The organism is Streptomyces sp. NPDC058663 (assembly GCF_042716745.1).
Taxonomy (GTDB): Bacteria; Actinomycetota; Actinomycetes; order Streptomycetales; family Streptomycetaceae; genus Streptomyces.
Map to the genome: position 1 here is coordinate 142,099 of NZ_JBHXRV010000004.1, position 23,821 is coordinate 165,919.

The window sequence follows — 23,821 nt, forward strand, 5'->3', positions numbered from 1 at the left end:
CACGCCCACCGAGTCAAGAGAAAGGCCCACGTCACCGTGATTGTCCGCTCGTTCAAGGACATCGAAGGAACCGACCGCCATGTGAAGGCGAAGACCGGCACCTGGGAGAGCAAGCGCATCGTGCTCGCCAAGGAGAAGGTCGGCTTCTCCCTGCACGAGACCACCCTCTACGCGGGTACGGAGACCCAGATGTGGTACGCGAACCACATCGAGGCCGTGCTGTGCGTCGAGGGTGAGGCGGAGCTCACCAACGACGAGACGGGCGAGACCCACTGGATCGAGCCCGGCACCATGTACCTGCTGGACGGCCACGAGCGCCACACCATGCGCCCGAAGACCGACTTCCGGTGCGTGTGCGTGTTCAACCCTCCCGTCACCGGACGGGAGGACCATGACGAGAACGGCGTTTACCCGCTGCTGACCGAGGAGGCCTGAACCATGACCGACGTACTCACCCAGCCTGCGGGCTCCATGACCGGCGACCTCTACCCGACGCGCGGTGCCACCGAGGTGACCACCCCGCGCCAGGACCCGGTCGTCTGGTCGGCGCCCGGCACCGAGGGCCCCCTCTCGGGAAGCGACCTGGCGGGCTTCGAGCGGGACGGCTTCCTCGCCGTCGACCAGCTCATCTCGGACGAGGAGGTCTCGCTGTACCGCGCGGAGCTGGACCGGCTGGTGGCCGACCCGGCGGTGCGGGCCGACGAGCGCTCCATCATCGAGCCCTCGTCGCAGGACGTACGGTCGGTCTTCGAGGTCCACAAACTCAGCACGGTCTTCGCCCAGCTGGTGCGCGACCCGCGGGTGGTGGGCCGGGCCCGCCAGATCCTCGGCTCGGACGTCTACGTCCACCAGTCGCGGATCAACGTCAAGCCGGGTTTCGGCGCCTCCGGTTTCTACTGGCACTCGGACTTCGAGACCTGGCACGCCGAGGACGGTCTGCCGAACATGCGGACCGTGTCCGTCTCGATCGCGCTGACCGAGAACCTGGACACCAACGGCGGGCTGATGATCATGCCCGGCTCGCACAAGCACTTCCTGGGCTGCGCGGGCGAGACGCCGAAGGACAACTACAAGAAGTCCCTCCAGATGCAGGACGCGGGCACCCCCTCGGACGAGGCGCTGACCCGGATGGCGGACGCGCACGGCATCACGCTCTTCACCGGGCGGGCCGGCTCGGCCACCTGGTTCGACTGCAACTGCATGCACGGCTCCGGCGACAACATCACGCCGTACCCCCGCAGCAACGTCTTCATCGTGTTCAACAGCGTGGAGAACACGGCGGTGGAGCCCTTCGCGGCCCCCGTCCCCCGACCGGACTTCATCGGGGCGCGGGACTTCACTCCGGTGAAGTAGCTTCCCGCGCGCGTACGTTGCCGGGGCGGGACCTCCTCGTGGGGTCCCGCCCCGGCTGCGCGGCGCACCTCACGCGGTCAGCGCGGGATAGTCCGTGTAGCCCTTCTCCGTACCGCCGAAGAAGGAGGCCGGGTCGGGGGTGTTGTACGGGCCCTCGGCCGCGAGGCGGGCGGGCAGGTCGGGGTTGGCGAGGAACAGCGCGCCGAACGCGAGCACGTCGGCCGCCCCGTCGTCCAGCAGGGCGAGCGCCCGGTGGTCTGTCGGGCCCTCGGTGAACGGGTTGAGCACGAAGGGCCCGCCGAACGTGGCCCGCAGTACCCCGGTGAGCGCGCGGAACTCGCCGGTGGCCTCGGTGACGTGCAGGTACGCGAGACCGAGGGGTGCGAGCGCGCCGACCAGGGCCTCGTACGTCTCGGCGACATCGGTTTCGGTGATGTCGTTGTACGGGTTGCCGGGGGACAGCCGGATCGCGGTGCGCGACGCGCCGATCTCGGCGGCGACCGCCCGGGCCGTCTCGACGGCGAACCGGATGCGGTTCTCGACGCTGCCGCCCCACTCGTCGTCGCGCAGGTTGGTGCGGTGCGCGAACGTAAAGGTTGGTCGGCCAAGTAAATGCCCGTGGTCATACTGTAGCGGATTAATTGGCCGACCAAGTTAAAGTGGAGGAATCAGCGGGGGACGACACCGATCAGCGGGAGACGACACTGTGGGCAGGACGTCCGCAGGGCCGCGCCCGGCCCCGTACCAGATCCGAGGAACACCGATGACTCTCGAACCCGCCGCCTGCCCCGGCCTGACGGCCGGCGGTCCGGTCAGCCACACCCTGTCCGTGGTGGCCAGGCTGCACCGGGTCGCCGCCGGGCGGGTGCTGCGCTGCCTGGGGCTCTACCCCGGGCAGGAGTTCGTGATGATGCGCCTGTGGGAGGCGGGACCGGTCCGCCAGTCGGAACTGATCAAGGCCGTCGGCCTCGACCCCTCCACCGTCACCAAGTCTCTGCAGCGCCTGGAACAGGCGGGCCACGTCCGTCGCTGCCCCGATCCGAAGGACCGCAGGGCCTCGCTGGTGGAGGCCACGGAGGAGAGCGGCGTACTGCGCGAGCGGGTGATGGGCGCCTGGGCCGAACTGGAGGAACAGACCCTGGCGGGACTGGCGGAGGAGGAGCGGACGGAACTGCTCCGCCTGCTGGACAAGGTGCAGGGCAACCTGTGCCCGATGGCGGCGGAGGACGAGGGCGAGCCGAGCTGCGGCTAGTACCGATCACCCCCGCCCCTGTGGGACGGCGCCGCCCACCCCCACCCCCTTGGGCGGCGGGGCCGCGCGCACCCCTTCTCCTCCGTCCCCTTGGCCGGCGGGGCCGCCCGCACCCCTTCTCCCCAGCCCCCTTGGGGCGGCGGGGCCGCGCGCACCCCTCTACCCCCCAGCCCCCTTGGGCGGCGGGGCCGCCCCCCGGGGGCGGAACGGGCGGGCAAGGGGGCGGCCCCCCGGCGGAGCCGAACACCTGGGCCCCGCCCCACCCCGGCCCCCGCCGCAAAAGTTCCGCGCCGTTCCGGCCCCGGGAATTCGCCCGGCGGATCCTGCGGGTCAGGACCTGGGAGCACGTCCGCCGTATCGCGCCGGGCACCCGCTACGCGCGCCCCAGCGCCCTCCGCAGCTCCCGCAGAAAACCGTCCGTCGTCGCGCGGTCCCGCACCGCCACCCGCAGCCAGCCCTCGTCCAGCCCGGGAAACGTGTCCCCGCGCCGCACCGCGAAACCCGCGCCGCGCAGCCGCTCGCGGACCGCGGCGGCCCCTTCGAGCCGTATCAGTACGAACGACCCGCGCGGCCGCGGCACCACCTCCACGCCGTCCGTCCCGGTCAGTCCGGCCACGAGATGGGCCCGGTCCGCCTCGATCTCCCGGGCCGCCGCGTCCGCCTCGGCCAGCCCCCTGGGCGACACGCACGCCTCCGCCGCCACCAGCGCCGGCGTGGACACCGGCCACAGCGGCTGCGCACGCTCCAGCAGGGCGACCGTCTCGGGCGCCGCCGTCAGGTAGCCGATCCGCAGCCCCGCCAGACCCCACGTCTTGGTGAGACTGCGCAGCACCACCAGGCCGGGCACGTCCGTCCGGCCCACCAGCGCCTCGGGCTCGCCCGGCACCGCGTCCATGAACGCCTCGTCCACCACCAGCGTCCGCCCCGGACGGGCGAGGCGGGCCAGCAGGGCGGCCGGGTGCAGCACCGACGTGGGGTTGGTGGGATTCCCGACCACCACCAGATCGGCCCGGTCGGGAACCGACGCCGCATCGAGCCGGAACCCGTCCCCGGCCCGCAGCAGCACGCGCCCCACCTCGTGCCCGGCATCCCGCAGCGCCGCCTCCGGCTCGGTGAACTGCGGATGCACCACCACCGGGTGACGGGCCGCCACCGCACGCGCGATCAGTACGAACGCCTCCGCCGCCCCCGCCGTCAACAGCACCCGCTCCACCGGCAACCCGTGCCGCGCCGCCACCGCCGCCCGCGCCGGACGCCCGTCCGGATACGCGGAGAGGGTGTCCAGGGACGCGGCGATGCGTTCCTTCAGCCAGTGCGGCGGAGTGTGCGCGCGCACGTTGACCGCCAGATCCGTCAGCCCGGCCGTGCCCCGCACCTCCGCGTCGCCGTGGTGCCGCAGGTCGTGGACCGGGGTTCGCGCAGTGGTGTGCATGTCCGCCTCAGCTGGATGTGTGGTGCGTGAGGGCCACCGCGCACGTCGCCATGGCGGGCCGTCCCACGGGGTTCGACTTCCTTTTGGGTACGAGGAGTTCACTCCCGGCGCCCCCGGCGACGAGTGCGGCCGCCTCCGCCACGGAGGGCGTGCCGACCGCGCTGAGTGCCCGCCCGGACGGATGCGGCACCCGCACGCGGGCGAGTTCCGCCGCCCCGTACGCCAGCACCGGCACGTCCAGTCGGCGCGCGCACTCCACGATCGCCCGCTCGCGGACCTTCACGTCGACGGTGGCGAGCGCGGTCACGGCGGCGAGCGGCAGCCCGGCCCCCGCGAGCGCGCCGGCGACCAGCTCGTACAACTCGTCGGCGGGCGCGTCCTCACAGGCCCCCACCCCGACGGTCACCCGCCCCGGACCCTCCGCCGGTACCGGACTCGTCACCCGTCCCGGAACCGGTACCCGCCCCGGACCCTCCACCGGTACCGGACTCGTCACCCGCTCCGGAACCGGTATCCGCCCGGGGTCCGTCGCCCCGTTCCGGCCGGTCACCGGACATCCTTTCGCGCGGCGAACCGGCCGCGTCCGAGGTGCGCGCTCCCGGGCCCATCGGCTAGCAAGAGCACATGGCCGTCTTTGTCGCGCTCGGCGCGTTCCTGATGACGCTGGTCGGAGGCTGGGTCGCCCAGCGGGTCACCGACCGGCGGCACCTCGTGCTGGGCCTGGCGGGCGGACTGATGCTCGGCGTGGTCGGTCTCGACCTGCTGCCCGAGGCCCTGGAAGCAGCGGACAGCGAACTCTTCGGCGTCCCCGCCGCGCTGCTGCTGTTCGTCGGCGGATTCCTCGCCGCACACGTGGCGGAACACCTGCTCGCCTCCCGCCAGGCCTCGCACGGCGCGGACCAGCACGCCCGTGTCCCCGAGATCGGGCTCACCGCGGCCGGCGCCATGGTCGGCCACAGCCTGATGGACGGCATCGCACTCGGCGCCGCCTTCCAGGTCGGCGGCAGCATGGGGCTCGCCGTCGCGGTCGCGGTGATCGCCCACGACTTCGCCGACGGCTTCAACACGTACACCCTGACCAGCCTGTACGGGAACGCCCGCCGCAAGGCACTGGCGATGCTGTTCGCGGACGCGGCGGCCCCGGTGGTGGGCGCGGCTTCCACCCTCCTGTTCACCCTGCCGGTCGAACTGCTCGGCTGCTATCTCGGCTTCTTCGGCGGCGTACTGCTGTACCTGGCGGCGGCCGAGATCCTGCCCGAGGCCCACCACGACCACCCGTCCCGCTCGACACTGCTGTGCACGGTGGCGGGCGCGGGCTTTATCTGGCTGGTGGTAGGCCTGGCGGGGGAGTGAGTACACGCTCATGACCGCCCGCACCGCTCCACGAACCGGTACGCCATCTCCGGAGCGGCCGCCCAGTGCGTATGCAGATAGCTGGCGTGCACCCCGTCCTGTACGAAGCCCTCGACGCGGCGCTGCGGATGCGTGATGCCCCATGCGGGCGCGGCCCCCGCCCCCGGCTCGATGACCGTACGGTGGAACTCGTGCCCGCGCAGCCGTGTCCCGGCGGCAGCCAGCGCACTGTCACCGACGGCCACGGCCTCCCGGTACCCGAGCGTCAGCTTCTCCGACATCCGCGCCTCGGCGTCCAGCACGCCGCACATGGGCTGCCCGTCGAGCGAGCGCGCCAGATACAGCAGCCCGGCACACTCGGCGGCGATCGGCGCCCCGGAACGGGCGAGCTCGGCGACGGCCTTCCGCAACGGCTCATTGGCCGACAAATCCGGCGCGTACACCTCGGGGAACCCGCCCCCGATCACCAGCCCCCGCGTCCCCTCGGGCAGTTCCTCGTCGTGCAACGGATCGAACGGCACCACAGCGGCCCCGGCAGCACCGAGCAACTCCGCATGCTCCGCATACGAGAACGTGAACGCCGCCCCGGCCGCCACCGCCACCACCGGCCTCCTGCCCGCTGCGGCGGCCCTCACCTTCTCGCCGGGATCCCAGGGCCGGACCCCCGTGCCACCGGCTCCCCGGGCCAGAGCCAGTACCGCCTCCAGGTCCACACCCCCACGCACCTGCTCGGCAAGCGCCGCCACCGCCTCGACTGCCTCCGCCTGCCGCTCGGCAACCGGCACAAGCCCCAGATGCCTCGAAGGAGTCCGCACCTGCCTGGCCCGCCGCAGGGCGCCCAGCACGGGAACCCCCGACCCCTCCAACGCCTCCCGCAGCAGCTCCTCGTGCCGGTCCGAGCCCACCTTGTTCAGGATGACGCCCCCGATCCGCACCTCCGGGTCCCACGACGCGAACCCGTGCACCAGCGCCGCCACCGACCGCGACTGCGAGGACCCGTCGACCACCAGTACCACCGGCGCCCGCAGCAGCTTCGCCACCTGCGCCGTCGACGCCAGCTCGCCCTGACCCGCGGCCCCGTCGTACAGGCCCATCACGCCCTCGACGATCGCCAGATCGCACCCGGCAGCCCCGTGCTCGAAGAGCGGAGCGATAAGCTCCGGCCCGCACATGTACGCGTCCAGGTTGCGCCCCGGCCGCCCCGTCGCCAGCGCGTGGTAGCCCGGATCGATGTAGTCCGGCCCCACCTTGTGCGGCGAGACAGCGAGCCCGCGCCGGGTGAAGGCAGCCATCAGCCCCGTCGCGACGGTGGTCTTCCCACTGCCCGACGACGGCGCGGCCACCACGATCCGTGCTACCACTCGATGCCCCGCTGCCCCTTCTGACCCGCGTCCATCGGGTGCTTCACCTTCGACATGTCGGTGACCAGATCGGCGGCGTCCAGCAGCGCCTGCGGCGCGTTCCGGCCGGTGATCACCACGTGCTGCGTGCCCGGCCGGTCGCGCAGCACCCGTACGACCTCGTCCACGTCGATCCACCCCCAGTGCAGCGGGTACGCGAACTCGTCCAGCACGTAGAACTTGTACGTCTCTGCCGCCAGGTCCCGCTTGACCTGCTCCCAGCCCTCCCGGGCCTTCTCCTCGTTGTCGCTCTGGTCGTCGCGCTGCACCCACGACCAGCCCTCGCCCATCTTGTGCCAGGCGACGCTCCCGCCCTCGCCCGTGGCGCCGAGCGCCTTGAGCGCGTTCTCCTCACCGACCTTCCACTTCGCCGACTTCACGAACTGGAACACCCCGATCGGCCAGCCCTGGTTCCAGGCCCTGAGCGCCATGCCGAACGCGGCCGTCGACTTCCCCTTGCCGATGCCCGTGTGCACCATGAGCAGCGGCCGGTTGCGGCGCTGGCGGGTGGTGAGCCCGTCGTCGGGTACGGATTCCGGCTGTCCCTGCGGCATTTAAGCGGCCTTCCTCGACGCGCCACGACCGGCGCCCTGTACGTCCTTGACCAGCCCGGCGATGGAGTCCGCCCGCAGCTCGTCCAGCGTGACGGCGGTGCCGCCCAACTCCCTTGCCAGCTCGGCCGCGAGACCGAGCCGCACCATCCCCGACTCGCAGTCCACGACGACCGAGGCGATGCCCTCGGCCTCGTGCAGCCGTGCCGCCCGCCCGGCCAGCGCCACGGGCTCTGGACCCCCGGTCGCCCGCCCGTCCGTCACCACCACCAGCAGCGGCCGCCGCGACGGATCCCGCAGCCGCTCCACCCGCAGCACGTCATGCGCCTTCAGCAGGCCTGCCGCCAGCGGAGTACGGCCGCCCGTCGGCAGCAGTTCAAGACGCGCCGCCGCGGCGTCCACCGACGACGTCGGCGGCAGCGCCACCTCCGCCTCCTTGCCCCGGAAGGTCACCAGGCCGACCTTGTCCCGCCGCTGGTAGGCGTCCAGCAGCAGCGACAGCACCGCACCCTTCACCGCGCTCATCCGCTGCCGGGCCGCCATGGACCCGGAAGCATCCACCACGAAGAGCACCAGATTCCCCTCGCGCCCCTCCCGTGTCGCCTGCCGCAGATCGTCCCGGCGCACCACGAGACCGCGCCCGCTGCGCCCGCGCGCCCGCTGGTGCGGCGCGGCGGCCTGCACGGTGGCCGCCAGGTGGAGCTTGGTCAGCGTGCCCCGGGGCCGTACCGCACCCGTCGTACGGCCGTGCTCGGTGCGCGCCCTGGACCTGCGCCCCGCCGCACCCTCGCCGAGGCCGGGCACGCTCAGCATCTTTGTGCGGAACGGCTCGGCGGCCGTGGCGGCGGGCTGCTCGCCCGCGCCCTTCCCGGTCGGGGCGGGCTGCTGCTCGGGCTGGTCCGCCGGCGGCTCGGGCGTCTCGCCCTGCTCCGACCCGCCCTGCTCCGGAGCGTCGGGGCTGCCGCCGCCGTCACCGTCGCGCTGCGGCGGGAGACCGCCGCCGCCCGGCCCGTCAGGGTCGGTGTCAGGGTCGTCGCCGTCCCCGTCGGTCTGCGGGGGGCTGTTCTGCTCCAGCGTCTCGTCGAGCTTGTCCTCGTCGAGGCCGGGAGCGTCGAACGGATTGCGCCGCCGCCGGTGCGGCAGCGCCAGCAGCGCGGCCTGCCGTACGTCCTCCTCAGCCACGTCCTCGCGCCCGGCCCACGCGGCCAGCGCGGTCGCGGTGCGGGCCATCACGATGTCCGCCCGCATGCCGTCGACCTCGAACGCGGCGCAGGTCGCGGCGATCTGACGGAGGGCGTCATCACCGAGGCGGACGTGCGGCAGCAGGGCCCGTGCCGCGACGATCCGTTCCCGGAGGTCGGCCTCCTCCCCGGCCCACTTGGCGGCGAACCCCGCCGGGTCGTCGTCGTAGGCGAGCCGACGGCGTACGACCTCCACCCGCAGATCGGTGTCCCGGGACGCGGCCACCTCCACGGTCAGCCCGAACCGGTCGAGCAACTGCGGCCGCAGCTCGCCCTCCTCGGGGTTCATCGTCCCGACCAGCAGGAACCGCGCGGCATGCCGTACGGACACACCCTCGCGCTCGACGTACGACGCGCCCATGGCGGCGGCGTCGAGCAGGAGGTCCACCAAATGGTCATGGAGGAGATTGACCTCGTCCACGTACAGAATCCCGCGGTGGGCGTCCGCGAGCAGTCCCGGCTCGAACGCCTTCACGCCCTCGCTGAGCGCCCGCTCGATGTCCAGCGCACCCACCAGGCGGTCCTCGGAAGCGCCGACCGGCAGCTCCACGGTCCGGGCGTCCCGCGACACGCCGCCGGCACCCGGATGCGGCCCATCGGGACACGCCGGGTCGGGTGCCGCCGGATCACACGAGAACCGGCACCCCGCGACCACCGCCACCTGCGGCATCAGTGCCGCCAGCGCGCGCACGGCGGTGGACTTCGCGGTCCCCTTCTCACCGCGCACCAGCACCCCGCCGACCGCCGGGGACACGGCGTTGAGCAGCAGGGCGAGCCTCAGGTCGTCCTGTCCGACGATCGCGGTGAAGGGGTAGGGCGTACTCATGCGGCCTCCATAGTGGTTCCTGGCACAGCTGTCACAGCCGCAACCGCTGTTGCGCGTACGGCACTTCTCATCCGCGTACCTCCGGCGCCCCCGGCGGCACGAAGGGCAACCCGACCGGCGCCCCCGACTCGATCAGCCGCCACAGTCCGTCCGTGTCCGCGTGCTCCTCGATCAGGTCGCCGAGCTTGTTCAACTGCTCCTCGCGCAGCGCCCCGAAGCTGGTGTCCGGCGCCGGCACGAACCGTCGCCCGGTGGCCGCCGCGACCTCCCGCAGGAACGCGCGCCGGAAGGTGTCGCTCTCCAGCGACCCGTGCCAGTGCGTACCCCACACGGCACCCCTCCGGCACCCGTCCAAGAAGGCTTCCCCGCCCAGGACTTCGGCCACCCCGTGGTGGATCTCGTAGCCCTCCACCACCTCCCCGAGCGCCGAACCCACCGGCCGCGCCAAGGTCTTCTCCCGGGCGAACCGCACCCGCACCGGCAGCAGGCCCAGGCCGTCCACCACTCCCGCCCGGGACTCCACCTCGTCCTCGATGCGCTCCCCGAGCACCTGGAACCCCCCGCAGATCCCCAGGACCGGCAGCCCCTCGGCCGCCCGCCGCACCAGGGCGTCGGCGAGCCCGCGCTCCCGCAGCCACGCCAGCGCCCTGACCGTGCCCCGCGTCCCCGGCACCACCACCAGGTCCGCGTCGGCCAGCTCCTCGGCCCGGTCCACGAAACGCACGACCACGCCCGGCTCGGCGGCCAGCGCGTCCACATCGGTGAAGTTCGACATCAGCGGCACCGCGCACACCGCGACCCGCAGCACGTCCTCACCGAACGGCGGCGCGACCACCGATTCCCGTACCGCACCGCGCATCGAGACCCGCAGCCCGTCCTCCTCGTCGATGCCGAGCCCGTGCGCGTACGGCAGCACGCCGTACGTCCTGCGCCCGGTGAGGTTCTCCAGCATGTCGAGCCCCGGCTCCAGCAGCGAGACGTCACCGCGGAACTTGTTCACCAGGTACCCCGCGATCAGCCGCTGGTCCTCACCGGCGAGCAGCGCGGTCGTACCGAAGAAGGACGCGAAGACGCCGCCCCGGTCGATGTCGCCCACCACCACGACGGGGAAGTCCGCGGCGCGGGCGATGCCCATGTTCACGATGTCGGTACGGCGCAAATTGATCTCGGCGGGGCTCCCCGCCCCCTCGCAGATCACCGCGTCGTAACTCTCGCGCAGCTCGGCCAGGCACTGTGTCACCGTGCCGAGCAGCGCCTCGCGGTGGCCGCCCTGGACACCCTCGCCGTACTCCTTGCCGCCGGCCGTGCCGAAGAAGCCGCGCGCGCTCATCTCGCCCACCGGCTTGCCCAGCAGCACCACCTGGCTGGAGCGGTCGCTGCCCGGCTTCAGGAGTACGGGGTTCATCAGCGCGGTCGGCTCGACGCGGGCGGCCTGGGCCTGCATCGCCTGGGCGCGCCCGATCTCCGCGCCCTCGCGGGTCACGAACGAGTTCAGCGACATGTTCTGCGCCTTGAACGGGGCGACCTTCACCCCCTGGCGCACCAGCCACCGGCAGATTCCCGCCGTGACGACGCTCTTGCCCGCGTCCGACGTGGTCCCCGCCACCAACAGCCCGCCACCGCTCATGCCTTCGTCCCCTTCGCGCGCCCGCGGGCTGCCCGCCCGAGGGCGAGGCGCCCGGCCGCACACACGGCAAGGGCCAGCAGGTTCACCCGGAGCGAGAGCCGCACCGCGCGTTCGATGTCCGCCACCTCGACGGGGCGGCCCGTCTCCCCGTTGAGCACGGCCCGGTTCTCGACGCGTCCTGCGTAGGCGAGCGTGCCGCCCAGCCGCACGCCCAGCGCGCCCGCGAACGAGGCCTCCACGGGGCCCGCGTTGGGGCTGGGGTGGCTGGCCGCATCCGCGCGCCAGGCCCGCAGCGCCCCCCGCGGGTCGTCCCCGGCGAGGACCGCGAGGGCGGCCGTCAGCCGGGCGCCCGGCCAGCCCGCCACGTCGTCCAGGCGCGCGGAAGCCCACCCGAAGCGCCGGTGGCGCGCCGACTTGTGTCCGACCATCGCGTCCAGGGTGTTCACTGCGCGGAACGCCACCAGCCCCGGCACCCCGCCGACCGCCCCCCACACCAGCGCGCCCACCACCGCGTCCGAGGTGTTTTCGGCGACGGACTCCACCACGGCACGCGCCATCTGCTGCCCGTCCAGGGCCTGCGGGTCCCGGCCGCACAGGTGCGGCAGCCGCTCGCGCGCCACGTCGAGGTCGCCCGCGGCGAGCGCCCCGCCGATCGCCCCGGCCTCGCGGCCCAGCGACGTACCGCCGACGACCGACCACGTGGCGGCGGCGGTCAGCACGACGGAGGCGACGGGGGAGTGGCGCACCGCCCGTGCGGCGAGTGCGGCGGCCCCGGCGGCGGAGCCGACGCAGAGAAGGGTGTGCAGTGCGCCGCGCCCCCGGTCGTCGCGCCACAGCGCCTGCTCGACCGCTCCTGCGGCACGGCCGAAGGCGGCCACCGGGTGGCCCCTGCGCGGGTCGCCGAGCAGCAGGTCGCCGAGGAATCCGGCGGCCGCGCCCCAGGCGAAGACATGGGCGGGGGAGGACAGGGCGGACGGGGCAGGCACAAGGGCTGAACCGCGTGAACCGCAGCCGGGCATGGCGAAGTGTCCTTAACTCAGGGTCCGCGCCCTGGTTCGACGTGACGAGCGGCTGGGAGTTCCTGGCTTCGTGACGACCGGGGTCGCACGTGACAGTGGCGGGACCGCGCCGGATTCGCACCGGCTTCCTCTCCATGCCGCCGTATTGGCTCGGGCAGTCCACCACGCCCTGCGAACAACCGTCAACCTGGGGTTGACCTGCGGGAGGCGGTGCGCCGAAGCACCACCCCGCACGCGACGAGCCGCCCCGCGCACGGGGCGCGGGGCGGCTCGAAGGAATGCGGACGTCCGGGGCTCGCGGGCGCCGGAGGACGGCGGGGCGTCAGATGACGATCAGGTAGATCCCGTACGCCACGGCCGCCGCGCACAGCGCGAAGCAGGCGTACGCGCCGGTGCGCGCCGCGGTCGCCGAACCGCCGGAGGCGGCGGCCGACTGCTGCTTGGAGAGGCCCACGATGCCGAGGGTGAACAGGCCCACCAGGGAGACGGTGGCCACGAGGCTGACGCCGAAGACGCTGCCGAGAGCTGCCCAGTCGATGTTCATGCGGTCGCTTTCCTAGAGTTCCGGGGCCGCTCAGACCGAGGCGGCCGGGCGGGCCGGTTCGGCGGGGCTCGCGGCGGGGGAGTGCAGGGTGGCCCTGAGGCCGTCGGTGGCCAGGAGGCCGGCGGGGGGCGGGGTGACGGCCGCGATGGCGGTGGTGACGACACCGGCGGGTTCGGACGCGGACTGCGTCGAGTCGAGGTCGTCGGCGGTGACCGGCTTGCGGCGGGACAGCACCCAGATCGCCGCGGAGCCCGCGACCAGCAGCACCGCGGTGGCGGTGACGCCCCAGGCGCCCTGCCCGGTGAGGAACTCCGCCCCGGCGGCGACAAGGCCGGCGGCCGGGAGGGTCAGACCCCAGGCGACGAACATCCGGGTCGCGGTCGACCAGCGGACCACGCCGCCCTTGCGGCCGAGACCCGCACCCATCACGGAGCCGGAGCAGACCTGGGTGGTGGAGAGGGAGAAGCCGAGGTGCGAGGAGGCCAGGATGACCGTGGCGGCACCGGTCTGGGCAGCGAAGCCCTGCGGCGGCCTGAGGTCGGTGAGGCCGGTGCCCATGGTGCGGATGATGCGCCAGCCGCCGAGGTAGGTGCCGAGCGCGATGGCCACACCGGCCGAGACGATGACCCACATCGGGGGGTTGGAGCCCGGGGCCAGGACGTTGCCGGTGACCAGGGCCAGGGTGATGACACCCATGGTCTTCTGCGCGTCGTTGGTGCCGTGCGCCAGCGAGACCAGGCCGGCCGAGGCGATCTGACCCGCCCGGTAGCCCTTCGCGGTGGACTTCTCGTCCGTCTTGCCCGCCAGCTTGAAGGTGAGCTTGGTGGCGAGGTACGCGGCGAGACCGGCGACGAGCGGTGCCGCGATGGCGGGCAGCAGCACCTTGGTGATGACGACGCTGCCGTTCACGCCGGAGGTGCCGACCGACATCAGGGTGGCGCCGATGAGGCCGCCGAAGAGTGCGTGGGAGGAACTGGACGGCAGGCCGATCAGCCAGGTCAACAGGTTCCAGAGGATCGCGCCGACGAGCGCCGCGAAGATCACTTCCGTGGTGATGCCGCTCTCGTTGATGAGCCCACCGGAGATCGTCTTGGCGACCTCGACGGAGAGAAACGCACCAATGAGGTTGAGCACGGCGGACATGGCCACCGCCGTCTTGGGCTTGAGTGCGCCGGTCGAGATGGTGGTGGCCATCGCGTTGGCAGTGTCGTGGAAACCGTTCGTGAAATCGAACACGAGAGCGGTGACGATCACGATTCCGAGGAGGAGCGTGATGTGTTCCATTTACCCAGGCAATCGTTTGAGGTCAGTGGCTGTAGGAACGTAAGCAACCTGAGTGAACGGAAGATGAACTGAGAAGGGCGTTGTGGTGACCCGAAACGCGGGACCGCTGCCCCGAAAATCACCGGAACGGCGGCGCGGCCGGGCGGCGCCCGGGTCGTCAACCGTGCGCGAAGGTGCTCAACCGCCCGAGTGAGCCGCGGAAGAGATCCTGGTCACCCGGAGGTGGCCCCGGCCGTCACCGAACTGCGCGAGTCGTCCCGTACGGCTGACCGGGCGCGACGGCTTGGCACCGGCCCCGCGCCGTCCCCGCGGGCGGCTGGCAGGATGCGGCCCATGACGAGCGACGAGGCGCATGCGGCGTACGGAGCCGATGGGGTGGACGGAACCGGCGGGGCGTACGGAACCGGCGGGGTGGACGGGACGCGACCGCCGGAATCACCCGACGCGGTGGCACGCGCCTGGCGGGACCTGGTGGACACCGCGCGCCGCTCGGTGGCGGACGGCCTGGTCGTCGGCACCTCGGGCAACGTCTCGGTCCGGGTCGGCGGACTGATCCTCCTCACCCCGAGCGGCGTCCCCTACGACCGGCTCCGCCCGGAGGACGCCGTCGGCGTCGGCCTCGACGGCCGCCAGATCCTCGGCGCACTCACCCCCACCAGCGAACTCCCCCTGCACCTCGCCCTCTACCGGGCGACCGGCGCGCGCGCAGTCGTGCACACCCACGCCGTGCACGCCACCGCCGTCTCCACCCTGGTCGACCGGCTGCCGCTGGTCCACTACATGGCCGCCGCCATGGGAGGCGAGATACGCACCGCGCCCTACGCGACCTACGGGACCGAGGAGCTGGCCCAGAACGCGCTGCGCGCGCTGCGCGAGCGGACCGGCTGCCTCCTGCGGAACCACGGCACCCTCACCTACGGCGACACCCTCGACCAGGCCTACGACCGCACCGCCCAGCTGGAGTGGATGTGCCGCCTGTGGCTCACCGCCTCCTCCGTCCCCGGGCGCTCCCCGACCCTCCTGAGCGACACCGACCTGGACGAGGTCAAGGAACAGCTGCGGGACTACGGGCAGCGGGGCTGAGGGCCGGGGCCGCGCAAGATCACGTTATTCATCACTCAATACCGGCCACGTCCTGCGGGCCATGCCTCCCGGCCACGGACACCGGGCACGGCTCCGGGCGGCGTGCCCCCGGCGGGCCCCGCCCACTGGCCGTGCGGGCCGGCAGTACGGACACTGAAGCGGTGCACCCGGCTAAAGCGACGGCAGCGGCCGTCACCACCCTGATCGGCATCGGCGCCGCCGCGGTCGCGGCCGCCCGGTACGCCGGCGACGCCGCCCTCAAGGCCTCGCCCGGCCGGCCCCTGGCCGCCGAAGCCCGCGTCACCGTGCACTCCACGGCCCCCGGCGAGGTCACGCTGACACGCGGCCTCGGCACGCTGCGGCCCGGTGTGTACGGGCTGGAGGGCGAGGGGGTGCACGCGGTCGTCGGCCCCGTCCTGGAAGCGGCACCGCACGAGGCGGACACGGTCGTACGCCGCCTGGAACGGGTCACCCGGGGCTCCCTCGCCCCGGGCACCAAGGTCAGGCTGACCCCGTGCGTCCACACCGGCGACCCCCACTCCGCACTCGGCATCCACTTCACCGACGTCGACGTCATGGGCGAACTCGGGCCGCTGCCGGCCTGGTTCGTGCCCGGGAGCCGCACCACCTGGGTGATCGCCGTGCACGGCCTCGGCACCACCCGTGAACACCCCCTCAACGTCCTCGGGCTCCTGCACCGCTATCGGATCCCGGTCCTCGACCTCGCCTACCGGGGCGATGCGGGCGCACCTCCCTCCCCGGACGGCCTCGGCCACCTCGGGGACTCGGAGTGGCGCGACCTGGACGCGGCGATCCGGCACGCCGCGCGGCAGGGCGCCCAGCGCCTCATCCTCTACGGCTGGTCCACCGGGGCCGCGATGGCGCTGCACGCGGCGACCACCTCGGCGGTCCGCCACTTGGTCTCCGGACTGGTCCTCGACTCCCCGGTGCTGGACTGGGAGGCCACCGTCCGCTCCCTCGCCTCGGTACGCCGCGTCCCGGCGGCGATCCTGCCGCTCGCGGTTCGGGCGGCGCAGGGCAGCACGGGGCCGCACGGCGACCGGCTGCGCGAGGCCGCCGCACCGGGCGGGCTGCGCGTGCCCGCGCTGATCTTCCACGGGCCCGGCGACACCGTCGCACCGTGGGGCCCCTCGCGCGACCTGGCGGCCGCCCGCCCCGACCTGGTCACCCTCCACCCCGTGCCCGACGCGTCCCACGGGGCGATGTGGAACGCGGACCCCGCCGCCTACGAGGAGTCCCTCCGCCGCTTCCTCACCCCGCTGATGTAGCCCCGCCACGGCCCGGCGGGCCGCGCCGTCACGCGGCTGCACGGCCCGTCCTCGTACCCCCGCCGGGCAGTCGCCAGGACGGATGCGAGGCCGGGCACGAGGCCCGCCGGGCTGACCGGAACGGAGCCGGGGGGACACGTTCCGTTTGGGCTTTCGGGCGGTCAGCGGTGACACTGCTCCACGTGACGTCCCGTACACCGCGCGACTCCAGGCTCCGACTTGTCCGCCCGCGACCCCTCGCCACCGCCCGCAGGGCCGTGACGAACCGGCGTACCCGCCCGGCACCCCGCCCTCCCGAGGGCACCCCGGCCCAGGCGGAACTGGCCCGTCACGCCCGAGCCGTCCTCGCCGACGCGGCAAGGGTCGCCCGCTGGGCCGACACCGAGCGCGCCCGGGGCGCCGCCCCCCGCCCCGGCCAGGCCGGCACCCTCTCCGACGCCTCCGCCGAGCGCGCCGCCGAAGCGCTGCGCCTGACCGAGGCCCAGGTCCGCGCGGGCTGGGACCGCGCCCGCCTCGCCGGCCTCGTCGAGATCCACGGCGCCAACGCCCGCCCCGGGTGGCGGCTGCGTGCCTGGGACCGCGACGACGCGGCGGTGCTGCGCGGCTGGGTCGCCCTGTTCGACGCCTGGTCGATCGTCCACCCCGCGCCCGAGGGCATCACCCCGGTGACCGTCGCCGAGGTCGTGGAATCCGTCCCCCAGGTGCTCTCCCTCCTCCAGCTCTCGGCCGGCCCCGTCCTCGTACCGGCCCTGCTCGACCTGCTCGAGCAGCGCGTCGCCGAACTGCACGAGGAGCGCTGCGAGGTCCCGCCGCCCCTGCACGGCATCCCGGCGCAGTCCACCCCGCACACCGCTCCCGCCCCGCTCTCCTCCCTCCTCGACTGGGCACTCGCCGGCCTGGCCTCCGTCGGCGCCCTGACCCTCGGCGAGGGCCAGGCGACCCTGACCCCGCTCGGCAGCTGGGCGGTCTGGGTCAAGCTGGAGCAGATCTGCGTCGCCGCGCAGAGCCCCGCGGGGAACATCGAGCAGTCCGCCGACGCCATGCTGGCCGGCTGCGCCCGGCTCACCCCGGGACCGGCCCGCGCCGAGTACCGGGCCTGGCTGGCCGCCCGGACCGTCGGCACCGCCGTCCTCGAACTCCTCGAAGTGGCCCGCGGCGAGGACGCCCTGCTCCGCGGACTCGCCTTCGAGGCCCTGCGCGTCGTCGGCGCGCCCGCCGAGTCCGAGGTGCGGGCCGCCGCCGACGAGATCGCGCTGCGCCCCTACGCGCTGCTGTGGCTCGCCGAGCACGAGGGCGTCGACCCCGAGGAGGCCCACGACCGGCTCACCCGCGAGGAGTCCACCTGGCTCTGGGTCGACACCGCGGCGGCCGTGGCCGACCACGGCGAGAGCGAGCTGCTGGTCCGCCACCTCGAATCGGCCGTCCAGGGCAGCGTCCCCGCCCTGCTCGACGAGGTCCGGTCCGTGGGCCACCCGCGCACCGTCCAGGTCCTGGTCGCGCTCGCCGCCGCACACCCGGACCCGGCCCTCGCGAAGGCCGTGCGCCGGGCCGCATTCCAGGTGCACACCGGCGGCGTCTGACCGGACGGACCCGCCCCCGGGACAGAGGACCCGCCCCCGGACGCACCCGCACCCCGGGGGGGCACCAACGCGGTGGCCGCCCGGTCAGGCGGCCCCGGGGGAGTGCGCGCCCGGCCGATAGGTGCCGAAGCTCCAGATGTTGCCCTCGGCATCCCTGACCATGTAGTCGCGGGAGCCGTACTCCTGGTCGGTGGGCGGCATCAGCACCTCAAGGCCGAACGCCTCGGCCCGCTCGAAGTGGGCGTCGGCGTCCTCCACCACCACATAGGCGCTGGCCGGGCCCGCCTCGTCCATCAGTTGCGCGAAGAGCCCCGGGCGGCCCTTGGAGCCCAGCATCACCACGCCGTTGCCGTACGCCAGCTCGGCGTGCGTGACCACGGACGGATCGTGCTCGTCCTCGTACAACGCGATCTCCCGGAAGCCGAACGCCTCCTTCAGCATCCGGATCGCCGCCTTCGCGTCGGCGTACAGGTAGGTCGGACTGATCTGCGCGAGCTCGGACATCTCGGCCCCTCGGTCGTCCGCCGCACCGGGTGGTGTGACGTGGATCTCAGTCTGGCACCCGGCACTGACAATCGGCCTCCCGGCAGCCGTCGCCGCAGCCCGGGCGGGGGAGAGGGTCAGCGGAAGGTGTTGCACCGGCCCATGTCGCCGGACTCGAACCCGGTGTAGAACCACTGCTGGCGCTGGGCCGCCGACCCGTGCGTCCAGGTCTCCGGAGTCACCCGCCCCTGGAACTTCTCCTGGATCCTGTCGTCGCCGACCGCCGCCGCCGCGTCCAGCCCGTCCCTGATGTCGTCGTCCGTCAACCGGGTGATCAGCGGCCTGCCCGTCTTCTTGTCCGGCGTACGGGTCGCGTGCCGCGCCCACACTCCGGCGTAGCAGTCCGCCTGGAGCTCCACCCGCACCGCGTTGCTGTTCGCGCCCTGCCGGCCGTCCTGCGAGCGGGCCAGTGTCCCCATCGTGTTCTGGATGTGGTGCCCGTACTCGTGCGCCACCACGTACGCCTGCGCGAACGGGCCGCCGGAGGAGCCGAACTTGGTCCGCAGCTCGGTGAAGAAGCCGAGGTCCAGATAGACCTGCCGGTCACCGGGGCAGTAGAAGGGGCCCACCGCCGAGGAGGCGGTGCCGCACGCCGTGCCGACCCGGTCGGTGAAGAAGACCGTCTTGGCGTCCCCGTACCGCGCACCGCGCCGGTCGAACTCCTGCCGCCAGAAGTCCTGCACGCTGTTGACGACACCGAGGATCCGGCAGTCCTCCTTGGTGTTCGCGTCCCGGCCCGTCCTGCAGTCCTGCTGCACCTGGGCCTGCGAGGAGGCGGACGTGGCCGGTTCCTCGTCGCCGGAGGAGAGCCCGAGCTGGTCGGGGCCCACCCCGAAGAGCACTCCCAGGATCAGGGCGATGAAGCCGACGACGCCTCCGCCGATCGTGGCCTTTCCCCCGGGAATCCGGCTGCCGCGGACATCCCGGACCTCCGATGAGTCCAGATTGGCGTCGTCGTCGAACTGCACGGGGCCACACCACCCTCTGCTTGCGCTGCCACAACCGGCCCGGCGACGGCGATCCGCCACCCTGCGCCGAGTATCGGGCAATTCATCCCGATGCGCCCTTGGGCGCAGCGCGCCACCCCGCACCCCGCCGGGCACCGGCCGCCCGGCCGGCGGCGCTCCCTGCCGGGAGCGACGCGGCGGACCCGTCCTGCGGCACCACCGGCCCCGGTCCCCGAAAAGGGTTTGCGGGCGCCCGTTAGACTGAGCCGTATGGCTCTTCTCCTTGCGCATTAGCGGCGTCGAAGCAGCAGTCCGCCCGCCCGCAGCGCGCCGCCGCCATCCCTGGTGAGCCGCGCGCGGCACCCCTCACACTTCCGCCGTCAGACCCGCACAGGAGTACTTCCGTGATCACCGCCTCCGGCATCGAGCTGCGCGCCGGCGCCCGCATCCTCATCGAGAACGCTTCCTTCCGCATCGCCAAGGGCGACCGCATCGGCCTCGTCGGCCGCAACGGAGCGGGCAAGACCACCCTCACCAAGTGCCTCGCCGGCGAGGGAACCCCCGCCGGCGGCACCATCACCGCCTCCGGTGAGGTCGGCTACCTGCCGCAGGACCCGCGCACCGGCGACCTCGACGTCCTCGCCAAGGACCGCATCCTCTCCGCCCGTGACCTCGACTCCGTCCTGCGCAAGATGCGCGAGAACGAGCAGAAGATGTCCACCGGGCAGGGCGCCACCCGCGAGAAGGCGATGAAGAAGTACGAGCGCCTGGAGACGGAGTTCCTCACCAAGGGCGGTTACGCGGCCGAGGCCGAGGCAGCCACCATCGCCGCCGCCCTCGGTCTGCCCGACCGGGTGCTCGGCCAGCCGCTGCACACCCTCTCCGGCGGTCAGCGCCGCCGCGTCGAACTGGCCCGGATCCTCTTCTCCGACGCCGACACCCTGCTCCTCGACGAGCCCACCAACCACCTGGACGCCGACTCCATCGTCTGGCTGCGCGACTACCTGAAGGCCTACCGCGGCGGCTTCATCGTCATCTCCCACGACGTGGAGCTGGTCGAGACGGTCGTCAACAAGGTCTTCTACCTGGATGCCAACCGCGCCGCCATCGACGTCTACAACATGGGCTGGAAGCTCTACCAGCAGCAGCGCGAGGCCGACGAGAAGCGCCGCAAGCGCGAGCGCGCGAACGCCGAGAAGACGGCCAAGGTCCTCCACTCGCAGGCCGACAAGATGCGCGCCAAGGCCACCAAGACGGTCGCCGCCCAGAACATGGCCAAGCGCGCCGACCGCCTGCTCGCCGGCCTGGACGCCGTCCGGGTCTCCGACAAGGTGGCCAAGCTGCGCTTCCCGGAGCCCGCGCCCTGCGGCAAGACCCCGCTGATGGCGGAGGGCCTGTCCAAGTCGTACGGCTCCCTGGAGATCTTCACCGACGTCGACCTGGCCGTGGACAAGGGCTCGCGCGTCGTCATTCTCGGCCTCAACGGCGCCGGCAAAACGACTCTCCTCAAGCTGCTGGCGGGCGCCGAGAAGCCGGACACCGGGAAGATCATCGAGGGCCACGGCCTGAAGATGGGCTACTACGCGCAGGAGCACGAGACGCTCGACCCGGACCGCACGGTCCTGGAGAACATGCGCTCCTCGGCCCCCGACCTGGATCTGGTCGAGGTGCGCAAGACGCTCGGTTCCTTCCTCTTCTCCGGCGACGACGTCGACAAGCCGGCCGGGGTCCTCTCCGGCGGCGAGAAGACCCGGCTGGCGCTGGCCACCCTGGTCGTCTCCTCGGCCAACGTCCTGCTCCTCGACGAACCGACCAACAACCTCGACCCGGCCAGCCGCGAGGAGATCCTCGGCGCCCTGCGCACCTACAAGGGGGCCGTCATCCTCGTCACCCACGACGAGGGCGCCGTCCACGCGCTGGAGCCGGAGCGGATCATCCTGCTGCCCGACGGCGTCGAGGACCTGTGGGGGCCGGACTACGCGGACCTGGTGGCGCTCGCCTGATACGGGGGTGGCTCCGGCATAGGCCGGCGGCAAAGACCCTGGCCATGGCCCCGGCGGAGCCCCCGGCCGGGGGCTCCGCCTGATCCACTTCGGCTGGATCATTCGGCCTACGCGTGATCCTTCATCTGAGTGAGCGCCTCTCGTACCCCGGCGCGTCACAGGACACTTCAGGGCCCGCCCCGCGCCGGGGCGGGCCCTCGCCGTCGCACTGATCGTTTTAAGGCGCTGACCTGGCCATTCCCGGTAGCGGGTGAATTCTCGTATGGCGAACGACACGCGGAATTCGCTATTCCGGGCGCTGTTCTCACTTCCTCCACGGCGAACCTTGTTGTACGGACCTTGCGGAATGGGTGGCCAGGAAGCCCGGTAGGGGTGATCATGAGAAGTCCAGAGCGCACTTCCTTGAGGAGGCACGGGTGGCCGAGACTCTGAAGAAGGGCAGCCGGGTTACCGGCGCCGCGCGCGACAAGCTCGCGGCAGACCTGAAAAAGAAGTACGACTCCGGTGCGAGCATCCGGGCGTTGGCCGAAGAAACCGGCCGCTCCTACGGATTCGTCCACCGGATGCTGAGTGAGTCCGGCGTCACGCTGCGGGGACGCGGCGGGGCGACGCGTGGCAAGAAGGCCTCGGCCTGACCGTCACACCTCACCGTTCCACCGGTGCGGGGTCACAGCGTGGGGCCGGTCGTTCACGCGGCCGGCCGGGTGGTTACTGTGCAGTCACTTAGCTGGTGACGGCATACGCAACCGAACCCGGAGGCACCCCATGGCTTCACTCGACCCCGTACTCGACAAAGACGGCGTGCAACTCACCGTCGAGGACGCCGTAGCCACGGTGACCCTGGCCAACCCGGCCAAGCGCAACGCCCAATCTCCCGCTCTGTGGCGGGCGTTGACGGCGGCCGGGAAGGCGTTGCCCGGGAATGTCCGGGTGGTCGTGCTGCGCGGAGAGGGCAAATCCTTCTCCGCCGGCCTCGACCGGCAGGCGTTCACTCCCGAGGGCTTCGACGGTGAGCCGTCCTTCCTCGACCTCGCGCGTGGTTCCGAAGCGGACCTCGACGCGGAGATCGCCGCGTACCAGGAGGCTTTCACCTGGTGGCGGCGGGCCGACCTGATCAGCATCGCCGCGGTCCAGGGCCATGCCATCGGGGCCGGCTTCCAGCTCGCGCTCGCCTGCGACCTCCGGGTCGTCGCCGCGGACGTGCAGTTCGCCATGCGGGAAACCAGCCTCGGCCTGGTACCCGACCTCACCGGCACCCACCCCCTGGTGGGCCTCGTCGGCTACGCCCGCGCGCTCGAAATCTGTGCCACCGGCCGCTTCGTCCACGCGCAGGAGGCCGAGCGCACCGGCCTCGCCAACCTCGTCGTACCGAACGACGAACTCGACAGCGCCGTCCGCGACCTGACCGCCGCCCTGCTCGCCGCGCCCCGTGACGCGGTCATCGAGACGAAGGCCCTGCTCCAGGGAGCTTCGGACCGTACGTACGACGAGCAGCGCGTCGCGGAGCGGGCGGCCCAGGGGCGCCGGCTGCGGGACCTCGCGGGCCTCTCCGACTGAGCGGCCCCGCCGTCAGTCCCGTACGTCGGTGACCAGTACGGCCACCGAAGGGCGCCCCGGCAGCGTGTCCCCCAGTGCGGCGCGCACCGCCAGGGCCACCTCCCGCGCACGGCGCCCGCCGGCCACCGCCAGTTCGACACGGACGTGCGGGCGGGGGAGTGCCGTGCCGTCGTAGGTCACCGCCCGGCTCCCGAGCACCGGGGTCAGGCCCGCCACACCGGGGACGGCGGCGGCGATCCGCGCCGCCTCGTCCGCCAGGTCCGCGCCCTCCCCGCTCCCCGGCTCCGGCCGCCCGCCCCCTGACCGCCCGAACAGAGCAACTTCCTCGGGTTCTTCCGGTACCTCACCGGGCGCGTGCCCCGGGACGCCGGCCCGGCCGCCGGGCGCATGCCCCGCTGCCTCCGTCTGGGCGCGCCCAGGCGCCGCGTCCCCGGCCCGTCCCGGCGCACCGTCCAGCAGTCCCGTCACCCGCAGATCCACCGCGGTCACCGCCAGCCCGAGCCGCTCGGCGGCGGCCGCGAACAGTGCTGCCCGCAGCCGCTCCGCCGTCACCGGAAGAGGCTCCTCGGGCGCGGCCTCGAACTCCGCGCGCACGCACAGCGGACCGGGCGGCAGCGCCCCCGGCGGTGCGGGCACGGCGGGGGCGCCGTGCGGGGCGTCCGGGGCGGCGGGACCTACCCGGAGCGTGCCCAGGGCCGCGCCCCCGATCCCCTCGCAGGCCCGGCGCAGGACGGTCTGCGCCGCCCGCTCCGCGAGCCAGGCGCCGTCCCCCTCGCTGCCCAGTGGCAGCAGCCTGCCCAGGGCGAGGCGCTGTCGTACTGCCCGTGTCAGTCCACCGTCGGGTGCTGTGGGTGCCATGCCACCACCCTGCCGCATTCCCGGCGCGACATCGGGCAACCGGACTTAATGTGGCAACGGAGTCCAGTACCGCGTACCC

General features: G+C 73.1%; 22 protein-coding genes, 1 pseudogene and 1 riboswitch. Of the genes and pseudogenes, 10 read left to right on the forward strand and 13 right to left on the reverse strand.

Translation table 11 applies throughout. The annotated features are described in order from the left end of the window. Positions 1-36: 36 nt before the first annotated feature. Positions 37-435, forward strand: a complete 399-nt coding sequence (locus ACFWVV_RS04470) for an ectoine synthase (protein ID WP_362415251.1) — start codon at positions 37-39, stop codon at positions 433-435. A gap of 3 nt (positions 436-438) precedes the next feature. After that, positions 439-1,353 (forward strand): ectoine hydroxylase, encoded by a 915-nt coding sequence (thpD, locus tag ACFWVV_RS04475; protein ID WP_384349713.1) that lies wholly within the window; start codon positions 439-441, stop codon positions 1,351-1,353. Positions 1,354-1,422: 69 nt separating this feature from the next. Here the strand turns inward: thpD and ACFWVV_RS04480 are convergent. Beyond that, positions 1,423-1,938: pseudogene (locus ACFWVV_RS04480) on the reverse strand (alkene reductase); the annotation flags it as partial. Positions 1,939-2,116: 178 nt separating this feature from the next. Between ACFWVV_RS04480 and ACFWVV_RS04485 the strand changes: the two are divergent. Continuing rightward, on the forward strand, positions 2,117-2,605 hold the full coding sequence (locus tag ACFWVV_RS04485; RefSeq protein WP_384349716.1) for a MarR family winged helix-turn-helix transcriptional regulator: 489 nt from the start codon (positions 2,117-2,119) through the stop codon (positions 2,603-2,605). Positions 2,606-2,978: 373 nt separating this feature from the next. Here the strand turns inward: ACFWVV_RS04485 and cobC are convergent, their stop codons facing one another. Both cobC and ACFWVV_RS04495 read right to left on the reverse strand, forming a co-directional pair. Continuing rightward, positions 2,979-4,037, reverse strand: a complete 1,059-nt coding sequence (cobC, locus tag ACFWVV_RS04490; protein ID WP_384349717.1) for an Rv2231c family pyridoxal phosphate-dependent protein CobC — start codon at positions 4,035-4,037, stop codon at positions 2,979-2,981. A 7-nt stretch (positions 4,038-4,044) separates the two neighbouring features. Then, positions 4,045-4,443: a cobalamin biosynthesis protein gene (locus ACFWVV_RS04495; RefSeq protein ID WP_384349720.1), complete on the reverse strand. Its 399-nt coding sequence runs from the start codon at positions 4,441-4,443 to the stop codon at positions 4,045-4,047. Between the two features lie 218 nt (positions 4,444-4,661). Between ACFWVV_RS04495 and ACFWVV_RS04500 the strand changes: the two genes are divergently transcribed. Further along, a complete protein-coding gene (locus ACFWVV_RS04500) occupies positions 4,662-5,390 on the forward strand; it encodes a ZIP family metal transporter (RefSeq protein WP_384349723.1) in 729 nt (242 codons plus the stop codon). 8 nt (positions 5,391-5,398) lie between these two features. Here the strand turns inward: ACFWVV_RS04500 and ACFWVV_RS04505 are convergent, their stop codons facing one another. The 7 genes from ACFWVV_RS04505 to ACFWVV_RS04535 form a co-directional block, all read right to left on the reverse strand. Then, complete coding sequence (locus ACFWVV_RS04505) at positions 5,399-6,751, reverse strand: cobyrinate a,c-diamide synthase (RefSeq protein ID WP_384349725.1); 1,353 nt, start codon at positions 6,749-6,751, stop codon at positions 5,399-5,401. Then, positions 6,745-7,344 carry a cob(I)yrinic acid a,c-diamide adenosyltransferase gene (gene cobO / locus ACFWVV_RS04510; protein ID WP_384349727.1) on the reverse strand — a complete coding sequence of 200 codons (600 nt, stop codon included), beginning with the start codon at positions 7,342-7,344 and terminating at the stop codon, positions 6,745-6,747. The genes ACFWVV_RS04505 and cobO overlap by 7 nt, the downstream gene beginning before the upstream one ends. After that, entirely contained in the window at positions 7,345-9,408 is a 2,064-nt protein-coding gene (locus tag ACFWVV_RS04515; RefSeq protein WP_384349730.1) for a putative cobaltochelatase, read from the reverse strand. A 67-nt stretch (positions 9,409-9,475) separates the two neighbouring features. Further along, a complete protein-coding gene (locus ACFWVV_RS04520; RefSeq protein ID WP_384349733.1) occupies positions 9,476-11,035 on the reverse strand; it encodes a cobyric acid synthase in 1,560 nt (519 codons plus the stop codon). Beyond that, a complete protein-coding gene (locus ACFWVV_RS04525) occupies positions 11,032-12,054 on the reverse strand; it encodes a cobalamin biosynthesis protein (protein WP_384349736.1) in 1,023 nt (340 codons plus the stop codon). The genes ACFWVV_RS04520 and ACFWVV_RS04525 overlap by 4 nt, the downstream gene beginning before the upstream one ends. 36 nt (positions 12,055-12,090) lie before the next feature. Beyond that, positions 12,091-12,233: riboswitch (cobalamin riboswitch) on the reverse strand. A gap of 143 nt (positions 12,234-12,376) precedes the next feature. Then, a complete protein-coding gene (locus tag ACFWVV_RS04530; RefSeq protein WP_384349739.1) occupies positions 12,377-12,598 on the reverse strand; it encodes a hypothetical protein in 222 nt (73 codons plus the stop codon). Positions 12,599-12,628: 30 nt separating this feature from the next. Continuing rightward, positions 12,629-13,882, reverse strand: coding sequence for an anion permease (locus ACFWVV_RS04535; protein WP_384349740.1), 1,254 nt, complete (start codon positions 13,880-13,882; stop codon positions 12,629-12,631). A 333-nt stretch (positions 13,883-14,215) separates the two neighbouring features. Between ACFWVV_RS04535 and ACFWVV_RS04540 the strand changes: the two genes are divergently transcribed. The 3 genes from ACFWVV_RS04540 to ACFWVV_RS04550 all read left to right on the forward strand — a co-directional run bounded on the left by ACFWVV_RS04540 (position 14,216) and on the right by ACFWVV_RS04550 (position 17,834). Further along, on the forward strand, positions 14,216-14,965 hold the full coding sequence (locus tag ACFWVV_RS04540) for a class II aldolase/adducin family protein (RefSeq protein WP_384349743.1): 750 nt from the start codon (positions 14,216-14,218) through the stop codon (positions 14,963-14,965). A 161-nt stretch (positions 14,966-15,126) separates the two neighbouring features. Next, positions 15,127-16,254, forward strand: a complete 1,128-nt coding sequence (locus tag ACFWVV_RS04545) for an alpha/beta hydrolase family protein (protein WP_384349746.1) — start codon at positions 15,127-15,129, stop codon at positions 16,252-16,254. A gap of 182 nt (positions 16,255-16,436) precedes the next feature. Beyond that, positions 16,437-17,834, forward strand: coding sequence for a hypothetical protein (locus tag ACFWVV_RS04550; protein WP_384349748.1), 1,398 nt, complete (start codon positions 16,437-16,439; stop codon positions 17,832-17,834). 84 nt (positions 17,835-17,918) lie between these two features. On the opposite strand, the gene ACFWVV_RS04555 is transcribed toward ACFWVV_RS04550, so the two are convergent. Both ACFWVV_RS04555 and ACFWVV_RS04560 read right to left on the reverse strand, forming a co-directional pair. Further along, the gene (locus tag ACFWVV_RS04555; RefSeq protein ID WP_384349751.1) at positions 17,919-18,338 is read right to left on the reverse strand and encodes a VOC family protein; all 420 of its coding nucleotides are present in this window, start codon (positions 18,336-18,338) and stop codon (positions 17,919-17,921) included. Between the two features lie 116 nt (positions 18,339-18,454). Continuing rightward, complete coding sequence (locus ACFWVV_RS04560; protein ID WP_384349754.1) at positions 18,455-19,345, reverse strand: neutral zinc metallopeptidase; 891 nt, start codon at positions 19,343-19,345, stop codon at positions 18,455-18,457. A gap of 383 nt (positions 19,346-19,728) precedes the next feature. Between ACFWVV_RS04560 and ACFWVV_RS04565 the strand changes: the two genes are divergently transcribed. The 3 genes from ACFWVV_RS04565 (at position 19,729) to ACFWVV_RS04575 (ending at position 22,884) form a co-directional block, all read left to right on the forward strand. Continuing rightward, on the forward strand, positions 19,729-21,327 hold the full coding sequence (locus ACFWVV_RS04565) for an ABC-F family ATP-binding cassette domain-containing protein (protein WP_384349757.1): 1,599 nt from the start codon (positions 19,729-19,731) through the stop codon (positions 21,325-21,327). A 416-nt stretch (positions 21,328-21,743) separates the two neighbouring features. After that, a complete protein-coding gene (locus ACFWVV_RS04570) occupies positions 21,744-21,962 on the forward strand; it encodes a helix-turn-helix domain-containing protein (protein ID WP_019060653.1) in 219 nt (72 codons plus the stop codon). 130 nt (positions 21,963-22,092) lie between these two features. Continuing rightward, positions 22,093-22,884, forward strand: a complete 792-nt coding sequence (locus ACFWVV_RS04575; RefSeq protein ID WP_384349760.1) for an enoyl-CoA hydratase/isomerase family protein — start codon at positions 22,093-22,095, stop codon at positions 22,882-22,884. Positions 22,885-22,896: 12 nt separating this feature from the next. Here ACFWVV_RS04575 and ACFWVV_RS04580 read toward each other — a convergent pair whose 3' ends face one another. Next, entirely contained in the window at positions 22,897-23,742 is an 846-nt protein-coding gene (locus ACFWVV_RS04580; protein WP_384349763.1) for a nucleopolyhedrovirus P10 family protein, read from the reverse strand. Positions 23,743-23,821: the final 79 nt, after the last annotated feature.

What these genes read in the sequence shown, in the direction of transcription:
- thpD (WP_384349713.1), top strand. Translation starts at nt 439, where the DNA reads ATGACCGACGTACTCACCCAGCCTGCGGGCTCCATGACCGGCGACCTC.
- ACFWVV_RS04485 (WP_384349716.1), top strand. Translation starts at nt 2,117, where the DNA reads ATGACTCTCGAACCCGCCGCCTGCCCCGGCCTGACGGCCGGCGGTCCG.
- cobC (WP_384349717.1), bottom strand. Translation starts at nt 4,037, where the DNA reads ATGCACACCACTGCGCGAACCCCGGTCCACGACCTGCGGCACCACGGC.
- ACFWVV_RS04500 (WP_384349723.1), top strand. Translation starts at nt 4,662, where the DNA reads ATGGCCGTCTTTGTCGCGCTCGGCGCGTTCCTGATGACGCTGGTCGGA.
- cobO (WP_384349727.1), bottom strand. Translation starts at nt 7,344, where the DNA reads ATGCCGCAGGGACAGCCGGAATCCGTACCCGACGACGGGCTCACCACC.
- ACFWVV_RS04515 (WP_384349730.1), bottom strand. Translation starts at nt 9,408, where the DNA reads ATGAGTACGCCCTACCCCTTCACCGCGATCGTCGGACAGGACGACCTG.
- ACFWVV_RS04520 (WP_384349733.1), bottom strand. Translation starts at nt 11,035, where the DNA reads ATGAGCGGTGGCGGGCTGTTGGTGGCGGGGACCACGTCGGACGCGGGC.
- ACFWVV_RS04525 (WP_384349736.1), bottom strand. Translation starts at nt 12,054, where the DNA reads ATGCCCGGCTGCGGTTCACGCGGTTCAGCCCTTGTGCCTGCCCCGTCC.
- ACFWVV_RS04530 (WP_384349739.1), bottom strand. Translation starts at nt 12,598, where the DNA reads ATGAACATCGACTGGGCAGCTCTCGGCAGCGTCTTCGGCGTCAGCCTC.
- ACFWVV_RS04535 (WP_384349740.1), bottom strand. Translation starts at nt 13,882, where the DNA reads ATGGAACACATCACGCTCCTCCTCGGAATCGTGATCGTCACCGCTCTC.
- ACFWVV_RS04540 (WP_384349743.1), top strand. Translation starts at nt 14,216, where the DNA reads ATGACGAGCGACGAGGCGCATGCGGCGTACGGAGCCGATGGGGTGGAC.
- ACFWVV_RS04555 (WP_384349751.1), bottom strand. Translation starts at nt 18,338, where the DNA reads ATGTCCGAGCTCGCGCAGATCAGTCCGACCTACCTGTACGCCGACGCG.
- ACFWVV_RS04575 (WP_384349760.1), top strand. Translation starts at nt 22,093, where the DNA reads ATGGCTTCACTCGACCCCGTACTCGACAAAGACGGCGTGCAACTCACC.
- ACFWVV_RS04580 (WP_384349763.1), bottom strand. Translation starts at nt 23,742, where the DNA reads ATGGCACCCACAGCACCCGACGGTGGACTGACACGGGCAGTACGACAG.